This is a genomic window from Streptococcus sp. HMSC034E03, from assembly GCF_001811505.1.
Classification (GTDB): domain Bacteria; phylum Bacillota; class Bacilli; order Lactobacillales; family Streptococcaceae; genus Streptococcus.
Genome location: NZ_KV804990.1, coordinates 26,211 through 42,129 on the forward strand (window position 1 = coordinate 26,211; position 15,919 = coordinate 42,129).

General features: G+C 40.6%; 14 protein-coding genes. 10 read left to right on the top strand and 4 right to left on the bottom strand.

What is annotated here, in order from left to right:
* The first annotated feature begins 111 nt into the window (after nt 1–111).
* A complete protein-coding gene (locus HMPREF2805_RS06225; protein ID WP_261676350.1) occupies nt 112–810 on the top strand; it encodes a CPBP family intramembrane glutamic endopeptidase in 699 nt (232 codons plus the stop codon).
* A gap of 109 nt (nt 811–919) precedes the next feature.
* On the opposite strand, the gene HMPREF2805_RS06230 is transcribed toward HMPREF2805_RS06225, so the two are convergent.
* On the bottom strand, nt 920–2,203 hold the full coding sequence (locus tag HMPREF2805_RS06230; protein WP_075231856.1) for a uracil-xanthine permease family protein: 1,284 nt from the start codon (nt 2,201–2,203) through the stop codon (nt 920–922).
* Nucleotides 2,204–2,612: 409 nt separating this feature from the next.
* Nucleotides 2,613–3,326 carry a 16S rRNA (guanine(527)-N(7))-methyltransferase RsmG gene (gene rsmG / locus HMPREF2805_RS06235; RefSeq protein WP_075231840.1) on the bottom strand — a complete coding sequence of 238 codons (714 nt, stop codon included), beginning with the start codon at nt 3,324–3,326 and terminating at the stop codon, nt 2,613–2,615.
* Nucleotides 3,327–3,420: 94 nt separating this feature from the next.
* Here rsmG and HMPREF2805_RS06240 point away from each other — a divergent pair, with 94 nt between their 5' ends.
* The 3 genes from HMPREF2805_RS06240 to HMPREF2805_RS06250 all read left to right on the top strand — a co-directional run bounded on the left by HMPREF2805_RS06240 (nt 3,421) and on the right by HMPREF2805_RS06250 (nt 5,588).
* Nucleotides 3,421–3,981 carry a LemA family protein gene (locus tag HMPREF2805_RS06240; RefSeq protein ID WP_075231841.1) on the top strand — a complete coding sequence of 187 codons (561 nt, stop codon included), beginning with the start codon at nt 3,421–3,423 and terminating at the stop codon, nt 3,979–3,981.
* A 1-nt stretch (nt 3,982) separates the two neighbouring features.
* Nucleotides 3,983–4,882, top strand: a complete 900-nt coding sequence (gene htpX / locus HMPREF2805_RS06245) for a zinc metalloprotease HtpX (RefSeq protein WP_075231842.1) — start codon at nt 3,983–3,985, stop codon at nt 4,880–4,882.
* A gap of 109 nt (nt 4,883–4,991) precedes the next feature.
* Entirely contained in the window at nt 4,992–5,588 is a 597-nt protein-coding gene (locus HMPREF2805_RS06250; protein ID WP_075231843.1) for a CPBP family intramembrane glutamic endopeptidase, read from the top strand.
* A gap of 329 nt (nt 5,589–5,917) precedes the next feature.
* Here HMPREF2805_RS06250 and HMPREF2805_RS06255 read toward each other — a convergent pair whose 3' ends face one another.
* Nucleotides 5,918–7,477: an ATP-binding cassette domain-containing protein gene (locus HMPREF2805_RS06255; protein ID WP_083301297.1), complete on the bottom strand. Its 1,560-nt coding sequence runs from the start codon at nt 7,475–7,477 to the stop codon at nt 5,918–5,920.
* Nucleotides 7,478–7,822: 345 nt separating this feature from the next.
* On the bottom strand, nt 7,823–8,152 hold the full coding sequence (locus HMPREF2805_RS06260) for a helicase BlpT (RefSeq protein WP_075231845.1): 330 nt from the start codon (nt 8,150–8,152) through the stop codon (nt 7,823–7,825).
* 168 nt (nt 8,153–8,320) lie between these two features.
* Here HMPREF2805_RS06260 and HMPREF2805_RS06265 point away from each other — a divergent pair, with 168 nt between their 5' ends.
* The 6 genes from HMPREF2805_RS06265 to carB all read left to right on the top strand — a co-directional run bounded on the left by HMPREF2805_RS06265 (nt 8,321) and on the right by carB (nt 15,673).
* Nucleotides 8,321–8,863 (top strand): YceD family protein, encoded by a 543-nt coding sequence (locus HMPREF2805_RS06265; protein ID WP_075231846.1) that lies wholly within the window; start codon nt 8,321–8,323, stop codon nt 8,861–8,863.
* On the top strand, nt 8,864–9,493 hold the full coding sequence (gene nth, locus HMPREF2805_RS06270) for an endonuclease III (protein WP_075231847.1): 630 nt from the start codon (nt 8,864–8,866) through the stop codon (nt 9,491–9,493).
* A 208-nt stretch (nt 9,494–9,701) separates the two neighbouring features.
* Nucleotides 9,702–10,223 (top strand): bifunctional pyr operon transcriptional regulator/uracil phosphoribosyltransferase PyrR, encoded by a 522-nt coding sequence (pyrR, locus tag HMPREF2805_RS06275; RefSeq protein WP_049549150.1) that lies wholly within the window; start codon nt 9,702–9,704, stop codon nt 10,221–10,223.
* 19 nt (nt 10,224–10,242) lie between these two features.
* Nucleotides 10,243–11,166, top strand: coding sequence for an aspartate carbamoyltransferase catalytic subunit (locus HMPREF2805_RS06280; RefSeq protein ID WP_060955956.1), 924 nt, complete (start codon nt 10,243–10,245; stop codon nt 11,164–11,166).
* Between the two features lie 49 nt (nt 11,167–11,215).
* On the top strand, nt 11,216–12,295 hold the full coding sequence (locus tag HMPREF2805_RS06285; RefSeq protein WP_000166838.1) for a carbamoyl phosphate synthase small subunit: 1,080 nt from the start codon (nt 11,216–11,218) through the stop codon (nt 12,293–12,295).
* Between the two features lie 201 nt (nt 12,296–12,496).
* The gene (gene carB / locus HMPREF2805_RS06290; RefSeq protein WP_075231848.1) at nt 12,497–15,673 is read left to right on the top strand and encodes a carbamoyl-phosphate synthase large subunit; all 3,177 of its coding nucleotides are present in this window, start codon (nt 12,497–12,499) and stop codon (nt 15,671–15,673) included.
* Nucleotides 15,674–15,919: the final 246 nt, after the last annotated feature.

Below are 15,919 nucleotides of genomic sequence, written 5' to 3' on the forward strand. Positions count from 1 at the left end.
TCTCTGTTCATATCTTATTTCAATCCACTATATTAAAGATAAGGAGGGAATATGAAGTTTCTACAAAGTATTCATCCTGCTAGACCTTGAAAATACTTAAAATAGTTTGATATCTTAATCGTTACTGTTCTAATGTTTGGAGAGTTTATCATTCGTTCTCCCCAACAATTTATGGGGAGTTTGTCGCCTTTAACTCTTACTAGCGTCGCAGAGACTACGACAAATGTAGCAAGTGATGGGGCAGCCTATTCTAGTAATTTCAATTTTCAATTGATGATGTTAGGGATTACCTTCCTTTATCTTGTGATTCGAAATTATGATTTTAAACAGCTTCCTATACGTTGGAGCTGGTCTGTTTTAATTTGGGTTCCCCTTATCTTTGCTGTAGTTGGGATATTCGGTGATATCATTACAACCCTTAGTGGTGAGTATAATTATTTCAATCCTCAACTAATTCCTTTTATAGACCCTATGGAAATCATTCGAAAATTCATGGCTTTAACGCCGATGGCGATTTGCTATGCTTTACTAAATGGTTTTTATGAAGAATTTTTCTTCTTGGGCTTGTTGACTTCAGTAAAAGAAGAGCACAAGTGGTTGGCTCTAGTCTATTCGGTAATTATACGGATTTCTTTCCATACCTATCAAGGCTTACTCTGGGCCTTGGTGATTGGGCTTGTTTATGGTCTCTTTTATTATTTCTTGTACAAGTATGTAGTCAAGAATTTACTGCCATTTTTTCTCATGCATGCTCTAGCAGATATGTTTGGTTCAAGTCTCTTGTATCTCTTGATTGCTTGGGGAAATTAAAAAATCAAACTTTTTGACAACAGTCAAATGAGTCACTGTATCAAAGTCTTCTTGTTCATAAAAACGAGGTCGGGATTTCGGTCCCGACCTCTTGTTGATTCTATATGGATTAGTCTTTGTTTTCGTATGGCAAGATTAGGTTTAAGAGGATACCTGTCATAGCTGAAAGAGCAGTTCCTGAAAGTGTCACTGGACCGAGTTTAAGGATTGCGCCACCAAGTCCAAGTACCAACATGGCACTTGCGATGATAAGGTTACGCATTTGACCGAAATCAACACGTTCTTTAATCAAGACTTTCAAACCGTTGCTGGCGATAACTCCGTAAAGAAGGATTGACATACCACCAAGTACAGCGTTTGGAATTGTTGAAATCAAAGCAGTAAATTTACCAAGGAAGCTGAGGGCAATTGCGATAAAGGCAGCGTTACGGATAACTGAGACAGAAGCGATACGAGTCATACCGATAACCCCTGTATTTTCACCGTAAGTTGTATTTGCTGGTCCACCGAGGAAGGCAGAAACTGAAGTTGCGATACCATCACCAAGAAGAGTACGGTGTAGACCAGGTTCTTTCAAGAATTGGCGTCCACAGATTTGACCTAAAACGGTATGGTCTCCGATATGTTCAGAAATCGTTACGATTGCGATTGGTAAGATGGCAATTGTTTCAGGACCGAAGTATAGATCGTATTGTTTGAATGCACCACCTGTATTGAATGGTAGGTAGAAACCAGGGATTTCAAACCAGTTAGCTTCAAGAACAGGAGTGAAATCAACTAAGCCGAGAGCTAGGGCAAAGAGGTAACCACCGATAATGGCAAAAAGGAATGGGATGATTCGTAGGAAGCCTTTTCCTTTTGTATTGATAAAGGCAGCAATCAAGAAAGTAACAACGGCTACAAGAGCGTTTTTCCAGTTTCCGTCAGCTACAAGACCAGCGTTGGTAACAGCTGAACCTGCAAGTCCAAGACCGATAACGATGATCATAGGACCGATAATGATTGGAGGTAAGAGTTTGTCGATCCATTTTGTACCTGCAAAGCGAACACTTGCAGCAACAAGGACATAAACAAAACCAGTCAGGATAACCCCTGTCTGAGCAGCAGATACATCGCCTCCCATTTCTTTCATGGCAAGTGACATAGCTGTGATAAAGGCAAAAGAAGAACCCAGATAAACTGGAACTTTAAAGCCAGTAGAGATCATGTAAATGAGTGTTCCTACACCTGATGCAAAAAGGGCAACCGATACAGGCATTCCCAAGATCAAAGGTACCAAGATGGTTGCACCAAACATGGCAAATACGTGCTGGAAGCTAAGAAGAATTCCCTTTCCAGCTGAAGGACGTTGGTCAACGTCTAATAACAAATCAACAGTTGATTCCTGTTTCATATTAACCTCACTTTTGGGCATCAAAAAAGAGCCCATTATTTTATAGCAATAGGCTCCCAGAGTAAGACCTCTCTAAAACAAGAATCCTTCATCAAGTTTTAAAGAGTTTTATATAGATCTGCGCCTTCGTCACCTCACGGGATGACATTAAAAACCTTTGCTTAGGATAGTATAGCAGAAAAAAATGATTTTGTAAATCATTTTTTCCCGAGCCTTGAAATAAGAAAGCGAGGTATGATTTTGTAAATCATTTTTTCCCGAGCCTTGAAATGAGAGAGCGAGGCATGATTTTGTAAATCATTTTTTCCCAAGCTTTGAAATAAGAAAGCGAGGTATGATTTTGTAAATCATTTTTTCCCGAGTCTTGAAATAAGAAAGTGAGGTGTGAATTTGCAGATTTTTAATCTTTCTAAAGCGGACGTTTGTTAGGCATGCCAGCCTTTCTTGGGTATTTATTTGGAGTTTCCTTTTTCTTTTCAACAATAGTGATAAAGCGAGGGTCTCCATTAGGAAGTGTGTAACTGAGATTTTCTTCAACCTTACTAAAGAGAAGATTGAGGGCATTTTTAGCTTCAGTTAATTCCTCTGGTGCGTTGCTAGCCTTAAGAGCTAGCAATGTTCCACCGACTTTCAGGTAGGGGATAGTCAACTCAGATAATACCTGCATACGGGCAACTGCACGAGCTGTAACGATATCAAACTGAGCACGGAAGTTCTTATCTTGGGCGAAGTCTTCAGCACGTCCATGATAGAAGTGAACATTTTCTAAACCTAGTTCTTGGGCTAATAGATTAAGAAAGTTGATACGTTTATTGAGAGAATCAATAATGGTTACCTCTAGCTGAGGATAGAGAATTTTCATGGGAAGGCTAGGAAAACCTGCTCCAGCACCGATGTCTAAGAGTTTAATGGGCTGGTTTTCAATCAATCCCTGTAAAATAGGAGCTATGGAATCATAGAAGTGTTTGAGATAGACTTCTTCTTTTTCTGTAATAGCAGTCAGGTTGATTTTTTCATTCCATTCAACCAAGAGTTCAAAATAACGCTCAAATTGAACTTTTTGCTGGTCAGAAAGAATAATATTTTGTTCAGCAAGTAATGTGTAAAAAGTTTCTGGTTTCATAGTAGTTTCCTTCTTTAGTATCATCTTATTTTACCACAAAAAGATAGAAATTTGATATACTGGTACTAATCTAAAAACAGAAAGGAGATATCAGATGAATTGGATTATTCTTGGAGTTCTTGCTCTTATTGGTATCTTTGTGATTCTTACCTATAATGGATTGGTTAAAAATCGCATGCAAACTAAGGAGGCATGGAGTCAGATTGATGTTCAGTTGAAACGTCGTAACGATCTCTTGCCAAACTTGATTGAGACTGTAAAGGGATATGCAAAGTATGAAGGTTCAACACTTGAAAGAGTTGCAGAGCTTCGCAATCAAGTAGCCGCTGCAACATCACCGGCAGAAGCTATGAGAGCTAGTGATGCCCTTTCACGCCAGGTATCAGGAATTTTTGCTGTTGCAGAAAATTATCCAGACCTAAAAGCGAGTGGCAACTTTGCTAAATTGCAAGAGGAACTGACTAATACTGAAAATAAAATCTCATACTCTCGCCAACTTTATAATAGTGTTGTTAGCAATTATAATGTCAAATTAGAAACTTTCCCAAGTAACCTAGTTGCTGGACTCTTTGGTTTTAAAGTGGCTGACTTCCTTCAAACTCCTGAAGAGGAAAAGGCAGTACCTAAAGTCGATTTTAGTGGTTTAGGTGACTAGGATGTTGTATGATCAAATCGCGAGTAATAAGCGAAGAACTTGGATTTTACTACTAGTATTCTTTTTACTTTTGGCTTTGGTTGGATATGCAGTTGGTTACCTCTTTATGCGGTCTGGTCTTGGTGGCTTAGTTATCGCTTTGATTATCGGCTTTATCTATGCCTTGTCCATGATTTTTCAATCAACAGAGATAGTCATGAGTATGAATGGTGCGCGTGAGGTGAATGAGCAGACTGCACCAACCCTCTATCATGTCGTGGAAGATATGGCTATGGTGGCGCAAATCCCTATGCCACGTGTCTTCATCATCGATGATGCCAGCTTAAATGCCTTTGCTACGGGTTCAAATCCCCAAAATGCAGCGGTAGCAGCAACGTCAGGACTCCTTGCAATTATGAATCGTGAAGAGTTAGAGGCGGTTATTGGTCATGAAGTCAGTCACATTCGTAACTATGATATTCGTATTTCTACGATCGCGGTTGCCCTTGCCAGTGCCATTACGCTTTTATCAAGTATGGCTGGACGCATGATGTGGTGGGGAGGTGCAGGTCGTGGTCGTAGAAGTGATGACCGTGATAGTGGTGGACTTGAAATTATTATGCTAGTCGTTTCTCTCCTTGCAATTGTTTTGGCTCCCCTAGCAGCAACCTTGGTACAACTAGCCATCTCTCGTCAGCGAGAATTTTTAGCAGATGCTTCAAGCGTGGAATTGACTCGTAATCCTCAAGGTATGATCAATGCCCTTCGTAAGCTGGACCATAGTCAGCCTATGAGTCGTCATGTGGATGATGCTAGCAGTGCTCTCTATATCAACGATCCTCAAAAACGAGGTGGCTTGCAAAAACTCTTCTATACCCATCCGTCAATCTCAGAACGGATTGAGCGTTTGCAACATATGTAAAAATATCCAGAGTTTTCCTCTGGATTTTTGCATCAATCACCTCACTTGTGACTTGTCCTCTCATAAAAAAGTAGTATAATATATGTAATTAATGCTAGTGAGGTGAATCATGTATAAGCGTTGGATGACCTTTTTCTTGTTTTTGATTTTCACGCCAATACATTTGAGTATTGCTGACAAAGTCATGCGGACAAATTCATTAGCTCTATCAATCATTTTTACACTTGTTGAGATTGCAATATTTTTTTATGTAGGAAGAAAGTATGACCTGTTTCACATTCGAAAAATCAGCCTAAAAGATATGTTGAATTGGCTTCTCTCCTACGCCTTGCTTGTCTTATTTTATATGTTGGTCAATTTTTTAGGACCTACCCAATCAGACACTACTCAATCAATTCAAAGTTTATCACTTTCATTGCCTGTGCTCTTTCTAGATCTATGTGTTTTAGCACCCATTTCGGAAGAAATTTTTATGCGAGGACTGTTACAAGGGACAGTATTTAAGAATACATATATTGGATTGGTTACCACATCGGTTTTCTTTGCTTATCTACATGGACCCTATACGATTTCTAGTTTTATCACCTATTTAGGTATGGGATTTGCATTTGGTATAAGGTATAAGACTTCCGACAATCTTTGGAATTCCATTCTCTTGCATGCCCTCAATAATCTAGTTGCATTTTTCTTTATGTATTTGATATAATCGACAAATTAGAATGCTCCGATTTTTAAACAGAACTAAAAAGTATTTTTATCTTATATAACCTAAATAATAGCCAGTCATGAGGTGGCTTGTAGAGTATGTAGCAGAATCTTCTATAGCAAAGCTCCTCAAAAACTCTTCTATACTAAACCCTTAAACTCAGAACAAATCAAGCACATCCAACGAGTCTGGGCAAAAAGTCTTTAAAATCAAAAAACGCATCATATCAGGTGTTGAAAAACTTGATACTATGCGTTTTATTGTGGGAAGATTTATTTCATTTTCTGCTGAAATTTAGTTTTTGCCCAACCTCTTGCTATTTTCTACATTTATAAATCTTGTAAATCAACTATTTCTAACCCATTTTTTGTCAAACGATAGATACTCCTACAGACTTCTTTTAAGAAACGCCTGTCATGCGAAACAGTGACGAGACCGCCTGGATAAGTGGCAAAGAGTTTTCTGATTTCGGGTTGAGAAGTGGGAGAAAAGTTTCGTGTAGGCTCATCTAAGAGGAGAAAGTTTGGTTTGCACAGGACTAAATCCAAAAGCAGGAGTTTACCCTGTTGCCCGCCAGATAAAGAGCGAATATGATGCTGCATCTCTGGATAACTAAAATTGAGACTGGCTAGGTGGGATTGGATTTTCTGTAGTTCTTCTTTTTGTCCAGTTTGGCTAAGATAGGCTATTGGGGATAGCTCTAATTGCAGTTTTTTGTGGTAATCTTGTGGCATATAACCAAGCGAAATCTCTCTTTTGGCGCTTAGTAGTTGATGTAACTTGGCTAACAGAGTTGATTTCCCAATACCATTTGGGCCTATGATACCAATTTTTTCTTGGCCACGGACAGTTAGTTGTAACTCCTGAGCCAAAACACGCTCACCAATGGACAAAGTCTCATTTTCCAGTCGAAGTAAGACTTTAGAAGCTGCTAATGGCTCTATATCTGAAAAGAAAAGTTGGATTTGTTCCTCTTCAAGTGGCTTTTGGGTCAGCGATTGAGCTGCTTTTTCATAACGTTTTTCTTGGGAGAGAACATTTTTCATCTTTTTGGCTAATAGGCGCCCAGCAACATCATTTTTAGTATTTCGCAAGGCAGTTTCGACATTTTGCTTGACTCTGCGGTGTTTTTCCATGGTTTTATTGTAGGCTCTCTGGTCATTGGCAGCTTGCTGGCTTTGTCTGGCAAAAATAGCCTTTCTCTGTTCACTATAGCGATCATAGTCTAAATGTTCAACTAGAGTTTCAGCCTCCTTTCGATGCTTGACCAGTCGCAAGTGGATAATGGTGTCTGCAGTTTGAGAGAGGAAGTCTTCATCATGAGAAATGAAAATAACGGTTTGCCTCATCTTCTGAATCTGACTTTTTAGCCAATCAATCGTCTCAAGATCTAGGTCATTTGAAGGTTCATCTAAAAATAGAATGTCAAAGGGTTTAGATAATTCATGGATGAGCTGAATTTTCAAAGCTTCGCCACCCGAGAGGCTACCAATCTCTTGGTCACTAGCAAAACGACTGCTATCAAAGTGCAATTCCTCAGCTAAACGATAGAGAATACTGTAGTCCAAATTAGCAGACTCTAAAAAGAAGTAGTCCTGTAGAGATTTTTTCTTCAGTGTTTCAGGGAGATGTTGGGGAATGTAAGCCAGTGACTGATAGTCAGACTGAATGTCGCCCCTGATAGTGAAATCAGGCAATGCTTCCCCCATTAAAGCCCGTAGCAAGGTTGATTTGCCATTTCCTTCTTCACCAATAATGGCAACCTTTTCCCCGTCTTGGATGGTAATGTTTAAATTGGAAATAAGGTCTCGTAAATCTTTGTTTTGTGTGATGGTCAGATGATTGATTTTTATCATATTATTGCCCTTTCTAGAATGTCCACATTGCATAACAAAAAGCTCTACTTTACCTAGTAGAGCCAATGTCTATGTCAAAAAAACTCTATTAATACTCTTCGAAAATCAAATTCAAACCACGTCAGCTTCGCCTTGCCGTACTCAAGTACAGCCTGCGGCTAGCTTCCTAGTTTGCTCTTTGATTTTCATTGAGTATAAAATGCCAGAAAAAGAGCATAAAAGAGCACACAAAAAGAGACAAAAACAAGATCTACTAAATAAAGTTTCTTTATTTGATAGACTTAGTTGTTCATGTCTCCCTTACCTCCGAGTATTGTTGCAATCATCATACTCTTTTTGAGAAACTTTGTCAAGATTAAGCCAGAAAATCCTCTATTTTTAAAAACCAAAAACAGGTCCATAGAGTGTCAAAACGTGCTTAACTTGATCGTAGTGGAACTTGTCATAGTTTCGCCAAGCAGTGCGAGCTTCTTCATTCAGTTTAAGTGTGCCAAGTCCAATCAAGAGACTAGTACGTTGGTAAAATATCTCAAGGTCAATTAAGATAGAGTTATCTAGTTTCTCTGTCTTTTTAAGTTGATTGAGTAGCTCGTCGATATTTTGCTGCAAGCGCAGATCATCAGGCAATCCTTGTTTGCAAGTCTGGTAAGCTTTGTTTAACTCGGAAATGAGTTGATAAGCTTCTAAGATTAGTTCTTTATCTTCCATATGAGCGTCCTCCTTTGCCCATGTATTGATGTCTATAGTATAGCACAAAAAATAAAATTGTCATAATAAATATATCAAAAAATAGAGAATGATTTTTTGAAAGTTTAGTTGCCTTGCTTGCGGTTCTTTCATGGTATAATCAAGTGAGTAAATCTTTATGGAGGAAGTATGAAATTAAATATTCAAGAAATCCGTAAGCAGCCTGAAGGCTTGCACTTTGAGCAGACTTTAGACTTAGCAGCTGACTTGCGTGACCGTAATCAAGAAATTTTAGATGTAAAAGATATTGTCGCTATTGGAAAAGTTCAGTACGAAGACCTTATGTTTTTCCTAGACTATCAATTGTCTTATACAATTGTTCTTGCTTCAAGTCGCAGTATGGAGCCAGTTGAGTTAGTTGAATCTTATCCAGTAACGGAAGTTTTCATGGAAGGCGCAACTAACCAACTTGATCAAGAAGTTTTAGATGATGACTTGGTCTTACCTATCGAAAATGGAGAACTTGACCTTGCTGAGAGCGTGTCAGACAATATCCTGCTCAACATTCCTATAAAGGTCTTGACGGCTGAAGAAGAAGCTGGTCAAGGATTTGTTTCTGGAAATGACTGGCAAATTATGTCTGAGGACGAGTATCAAGCTCAACAGGCAGTCAAGAAAGAAGAAAATAGTCCTTTTGCAGGTTTACAAGGACTGTTTGACGGAGACGAATAGATGGTTTTATCCAAGAAACGTGCCCGTCATGTCATTGAGGAAATCATCGCTCTTTTTCCAGATGCGAAACCAAGTCTAGATTTTCGCAACCATTTTGAACTTTTGGTTGCGGTGATGTTGTCAGCTCAGACGACAGATGCGGCAGTCAACAAGGCTACACCAAGACTTTTTGCGGCCTTTCCAACCCCGCAAGCTATGGCAGAAGCAAGTGAGAGTGAAATTGCAACATATATTTCTCGTCTTGGGCTTTATCGAAATAAAGCTAAGTTTCTGAAAAAATGTGCCCAACAACTCCTGGATGATTTTGACGGTCAAGTCCCTCAGACTAGGGAAGAATTAGAGAGTTTGGCAGGAGTTGGCCGAAAAACAGCTAACGTAGTTTTGAGCGTGGGATTCGGTATTCCAGCTTTTGCAGTAGATACTCACGTAGAGCGAATCTGTAAACACCACGATATTGTTAAAAAATCAGCTACACCCCTTGAGGTCGAAAAACGTGTTATGGATGTCTTGCCACCAGAAGAATGGTTGGCAGCCCATCAGGCTATGATTTACTTTGGTCGTGCTATCTGTCATCCGAAAAATCCAGAATGTGATCACTATCCACAGTTGTACGATTTTAGTTCGTTATAAAATTGATTTCTTGTGTTTTTTCTTGCATCGATTCCTGGTTTGTGTTATAGTAGTACCAATCAAATATTCCTTTAATCCTGTCCCGTGAGGCAGGCAAGGAGCTGAATCAAGTAGAAGGGTGGAGTCTCTGCTGTTTTGGTAGGGCTAGCTTAACTATACATTCTGAAGTCTCCTTGTTTAAGGAGACTTTTCTTTTTGGAGGTTTGTCATGAAGACAAAAGAAGTTGTAGACGAATTGACCGTCAAGCGAGCGATTACTCGAATTACCTATGAGATTATCGAGCGAAATAAAGATTTGAACAAGATTGTACTGGCTGGGATAAAAACACGCGGTGTCTTCATTGCCCACCGTATCCAAGAGCGATTGGAACAGTTGGAATCTATCTCAGTGCCAGTCGTTGAGTTAGACACCAAACCATTCCGTGACGATGTCAAAAGCGGTGAAGATACTTCTATAATCTCTGTTGATGTGACAGAACGTGAGGTCATCTTGGTGGACGATGTGCTTTACACAGGTCGGACCATCCGAGCAGCTATTGACAACATCGTAAGCCATGGTCGTCCTTCTCGTGTGAGTTTAGCTGTTCTAGTTGACCGCGGGCATAGAGAATTACCGATTCGTCCAGACTATGTAGGGAAAAATATCCCAACCAGTCGTTCAGAAGAAATCATCGTAGAGATGACTGAACTAGATGGACAAGATCGTGTTCTTATTACCGAAGAAGCTTAGATAGCCAAAGGAGTTAGCCATGTCAGAAAATCAACAAGCCATTCAACATGTAGTCTCAATGGAAGACCTTACTGTAGAACAAGTCATGAAATTGATTAAACGCGGGATCGAATTTAAAAATGGAGCAAAGGCTTCTTATGAAGACCAACACATCGTCTCTAATCTCTTCTTTGAGAGTTCGACTCGTACCCACAAATCTTTTGAAGTAGCAGAGATTAAACTGGGCCTTCAGCTACTGGACTTCGATGTGAAAACAAGTTCAGTCAACAAGGGTGAAACACTCTACGATACAATTTTAACCTTGTCAGCCTTGGGAGTAGATGCCTGTGTCATTCGACACCCAGAGGTGGATTACTACAGAGAGTTGATCGATAGTCCGACGATTACGACTTCGATTATCAATGGTGGGGATGGTTCGGGCCAACACCCAAGCCAGAGCTTGCTTGATTTAATGACGATTTATGAAGAATTTGGACACTTCGAAGGACTCAAGGTAGCCATTGCTGGTGACCTTGACCATTCGCGTGTGGCTAAATCCAATATGCAAATCTTAAAACGCTTAGGAGCAGAACTCTACTTTGCTGGACCTGAGGAATGGAGAAGTCAAGAGTTTGCAGACTATGGACAGTTTGTAAGCATTGATGAAATCATTGACCAAGTTGATGTGATGATGTTTCTCCGTGTTCAACATGAGCGTCATGAAAGTGGAACAGTCTTTTCAAAAGAGGGTTATCATGCACAGCATGGTTTGACTCAAGAACGTTATGATCGCTTGAAAGATAAAGCTATTCTGATGCATCCTGCTCCTGTAAATCGCGATGTTGAAATTGCTGATCACTTGGTCGAAGCACCAAAATCACGTATTGTTCAACAAATGACCAATGGTGTCTTTGTCAGAATGGCAATTTTAGAATCTGTATTGACTTACAGAAACGCAAAATAAGACACAAAACGTTAAAAGATGCCTGAGAGCATCCACGAGAGGTGAATTTATGACTAAACGACTTCTAGTTTTAGAAGATGGAACAATTTTTGAAGGAAAAGCCTTTGGGGCTGACATCGATGTAACTGGTGAAATTGTCTTTAATACCGGGATGACTGGTTATCAAGAATCCATTACGGATCAGTCTTACAATGGGCAAATCCTAACCTTTACCTATCCCTTGGTTGGAAATTATGGGATTAATCGTGATGACTACGAGTCTATCAGTCCAACCTGTAAAGGTGTAGTAGTATTTGAAGAAGCTCGTAGAGCCAGCAACTGGCGCAACCAGATGACACTGGATGAATTTTTGAAGTCTAAGAAAATCCCTGGTATTTCAGGTATTGATACACGTGCTTTGACAAAAATCATTCGCAAACATGGAACTATGAGAGCGACTCTGACACATGTTGGAGATAGTATCGATCACATCACAGATCAGCTTCAAGCAACTGTTCTACCAATTGATAATATCAAACAGGTTTCTACAAAAACTGCTTACCCAGCTCCAGGAGTAGGTTTAAGTGTGGTACTTGTAGACTTTGGTCTCAAGCATTCAATCTTAAGAGAGTTGTCTAAGAGAGATTGTAATGTAACGGTCGTTCCTTATACTACAACAGCAGAGGAAATCCTTCACTTGAATCCAGACGGAGTTATGTTGTCAAATGGACCGGGAAATCCAGAAGATGTACCAGAAGCACTTGATATGATTCGTGGTATTCTTGGCAAGATTCCAATCTTTGGTATTTGTATGGGGCATCAACTCTTTGCGATGGCAAATGGTGCCAAGACCTATAAGATGAAATTTGGTCATCGTGGATTTAACCACGCTGTACGTGAAATTGCAACAGGGCGCGTGGACTTTACTAGTCAAAACCATGGATATGCAGTGAGTCGTGAAGATTTTCCAGACCATTTGATGATTACTCATGAAGAAATCAATGACAAGTCAGTTGAAGGTGTACGTCACAGATACCAACCAGGTTTCTCCGTGCAATTCCACCCAGATGCTGCACCAGGTCCGCACGATGCAAGTTATCTATTTGACGAGTTCATCGAGATGATGGAAGCTTTCAAACAAGCAAACTAAAGACGAGTGTGAAATCGTCGGAGAATTTATTTAATGTCGCCCTGTGAGGCGACGAATAGAAAGGAGAAGGGTGAGCCGTATTTGCTGAACTGAATACGGGCTACGGACGGTGCTAAAAAGATAGTTATTCCTAGAACTGACAGTTCTTCGTCATAACTCCTATTTTAGCTTTGTCCGCTTGACGCCCTTAATATCTTATAAATGCCTAAACGTACTGATATTCAAAAAATTATGGTGATTGGTTCTGGTCCGATTATTATTGGTCAGGCTGCTGAGTTTGACTATGCTGGGACTCAGGCTTGCTTGTCTTTGAAAGAGGAAGGTTATGAGGTTGTCTTGGTGAACTCAAACCCTGCGACTATCATGACTGACAAGGAAATTGCAGACAAGGTTTACATTGAGCCAATCACACTTGAGTTTGTAACTCGTATTCTCCGTAAAGAACGTCCAGATGCCTTGCTTCCAACTCTTGGTGGGCAAACAGGGCTTAACATGGCCATGGAATTGTCTAAAAATGGCATTCTTGATGAATTGGGAGTAGAACTTCTAGGGACTAAATTGTCTGCCATCGATCAAGCAGAGGACCGCGATCTTTTTAAACAATTGATGGAAGAGCTGAACCAACCAATTCCAGAATCTGAAATTGTTAATACAGTGGAAGAAGCCGTAGCCTTCGCAGCAACAATTGGTTACCCAGTGATCGTCCGTCCAGCCTTCACACTTGGTGGTACAGGTGGTGGTATGTGTGCCAACGAGGAAGAATTGCGTGAAATTGCCGAAAATGGTTTGAAGTTGTCACCTGTTACCCAATGTTTGATTGAACGTTCCATTGCTGGCTTCAAGGAAATCGAATACGAAGTCATGCGAGACTCAGCTGACAATGCCTTGGTTGTTTGTAACATGGAAAACTTTGACCCAGTTGGGATTCACACAGGGGATTCTATCGTATTTGCCCCTGCGCAAACCATGTCAGACTATGAAAACCAAATGCTTCGTGATGCGAGCTTGAGCATTATCCGCGCTCTCAAGATTGAAGGCGGATGTAACGTTCAGCTTGCGCTTGATCCCCACAGCTTCAAGTACTATGTCATCGAAGTAAACCCTCGTGTATCACGTTCTTCAGCCCTTGCATCTAAGGCGACAGGTTATCCGATTGCCAAATTGGCCGCTAAGATTGCCGTCGGTTTGACCTTGGATGAGGTTATCAACCCAGTTACAGGTTCAACCTATGCTATGTTTGAGCCAGCCCTCGACTACGTCGTTGCCAAGATTCCACGTTTCCCATTTGACAAGTTTGAAAAGGGTGAGCGCCGCCTGGGGACTCAGATGAAGGCGACTGGAGAAGTCATGGCGATTGGCCGTAACATCGAGGAATCTCTTCTTAAGGCTTGTCGTTCCCTTGAAATTGGGGTTCACCACAATGAAATGCCAGAACTAGCAACCGTTTCTGATGATGCCTTGATTGAAAAGGTTGTCAAGGCCCAAGATGACCGTCTCTTCTATGTGTCAGAAGCAATTCGTCGTGGCTACACACCAGAAGAAATTGCAGAGCTTACAAAAATCGATATCTTTTATCTCGATAAACTCCTACATATCTTTGAAATTGAGCAAGAATTGGGTGCCCATCCACAAGATCTAGAAGTTTTGAAAACTGCGAAACTCAATGGCTTCTCAGACCGTAAGATTGCTGAACTCTGGAAAACGACTGCTGATCACGTTCGTCAACTTCGCTTGGAAAACAAGATTGTTCCAGTTTATAAGATGGTAGATACTTGTGCGGCAGAATTTGACTCTGAAACACCATATTTCTATTCAACTTATGGTTGGGAGAATGAATCCATCAAATCTGATAAGGAATCAGTATTGGTTCTAGGTTCGGGTCCAATCCGTATCGGTCAAGGGGTTGAGTTTGACTACGCAACTGTTCACTCGGTTAAGGCTATCCAAGCAGCTGGTTATGAGGCTATCATCATGAACTCAAACCCAGAAACAGTTTCAACCGACTTCTCTGTATCAGATAAGCTTTACTTTGAGCCATTGACATTTGAAGATGTTATGAACGTCATTGACTTGGAGCAACCAAAAGGGGTTATCGTTCAGTTTGGTGGTCAAACAGCCATCAACCTAGCTGAGCCATTAGCAAAAGCTGGTGTGACTATCCTTGGTACTCAAGTTGCTGACTTGGACCGTGCGGAAGACCGTGACCTCTTTGAGCAAGCCCTTAAAGACTTGGATATTCCGCAACCGCCTGGGCAGACTGCAACCAATGAAGAAGAAGCAGTACTTGCAGCCCGCAAGATTGGTTTCCCAGTCCTTGTTCGTCCTTCTTATGTCTTGGGAGGACGTGCCATGGAAATCGTTGAGAATGAAGATGATCTTCGTTCTTACATGCGTACTGCGGTTAAGGCAAGTCCAGACCATCCTGTTCTTGTAGACTCTTATATCGTCGGTCAAGAGTGTGAAGTAGATGCCATTTCAGACGGACAAAATGTCCTCATCCCAGGTATCATGGAACATATCGAACGTGCCGGTGTCCACTCAGGTGACTCCATGGCTGTTTACCCTCCACAAACCTTGTCTCAAAAAGTGCAAGAAACGATTGCAGACTACACAAAACGCCTAGCAATCGGCCTTAACTGTCTTGGTATGATGAACATTCAGTTTGTCATCAAGGATGAAAAAGTCCACGTTATTGAGGTCAATCCACGTGCCAGCCGTACGGTTCCATTTCTTTCTAAAGTGACCAATATCCCTATGGCTCAAGTAGCAACCAAGCTCATTCTTGGTCAAAAACTTGAAGAACTTGGCTACCAAGATGGACTTTACCCTGAAAGCACCCGTGTTCATATCAAGGCACCTGTCTTCTCCTTTACCAAGCTAGCTAAGGTAGACAGCCTCCTCGGTCCTGAAATGAAGTCAACAGGCGAGGTCATGGGTTCTGATACCACTCTTGAAAAAGCCCTCTACAAGGCCTTTGAAGCTTCTTATCTTCACTTGCCAACCTTTGGGAATGTTGTCTTTACCATCGCTGATGATGCCAAGGAAGAATCTTTGGGATTGGCTCGTCGTTTCCAAGAGATTGGATACGGGATTTTGGCAACTCAAGGAACAGCATCCTTCTTTGAAAATCATGGTCTTAAGGCCCAATTGGTAGGGAAAATTGGTGATGATGAACATGATATCCCAAGCTATGTTCGTAAAGGGAAAATCCAAGCTATCATCAACACAGTTGGTACTAAGCGAACTGCTGATGAAGATGGTGAACAAATCCGCCGTTCAGCTATTGAACACGGAGTTCCTCTCTTTACAGCTTTGGATACAGCGGATGCTATGCTTAAGGTACTTGAAAGCCGTAGCTTCGTTACAGAAGCAATTTAGTTTCTTGTTAAATGATCTAAGTAGCTTTTATCCAGCGTCAAAAGACGCTGGTTTTTCCTCTTTTATAGAGAAATCGAGTTAGAAATAATAGTTACAGTTCACCATTAAATGTCAAAGTTTATCAATAGATTTATCATTATCGTTAATGAGTAGACTTATTCTGACTTTCCCTAAAATTTTGTTGAATTTTCTTAAGTTTTTATCATATTTTTTATAATTAAGGTGCCTTAAGAAAAATAATGAAAA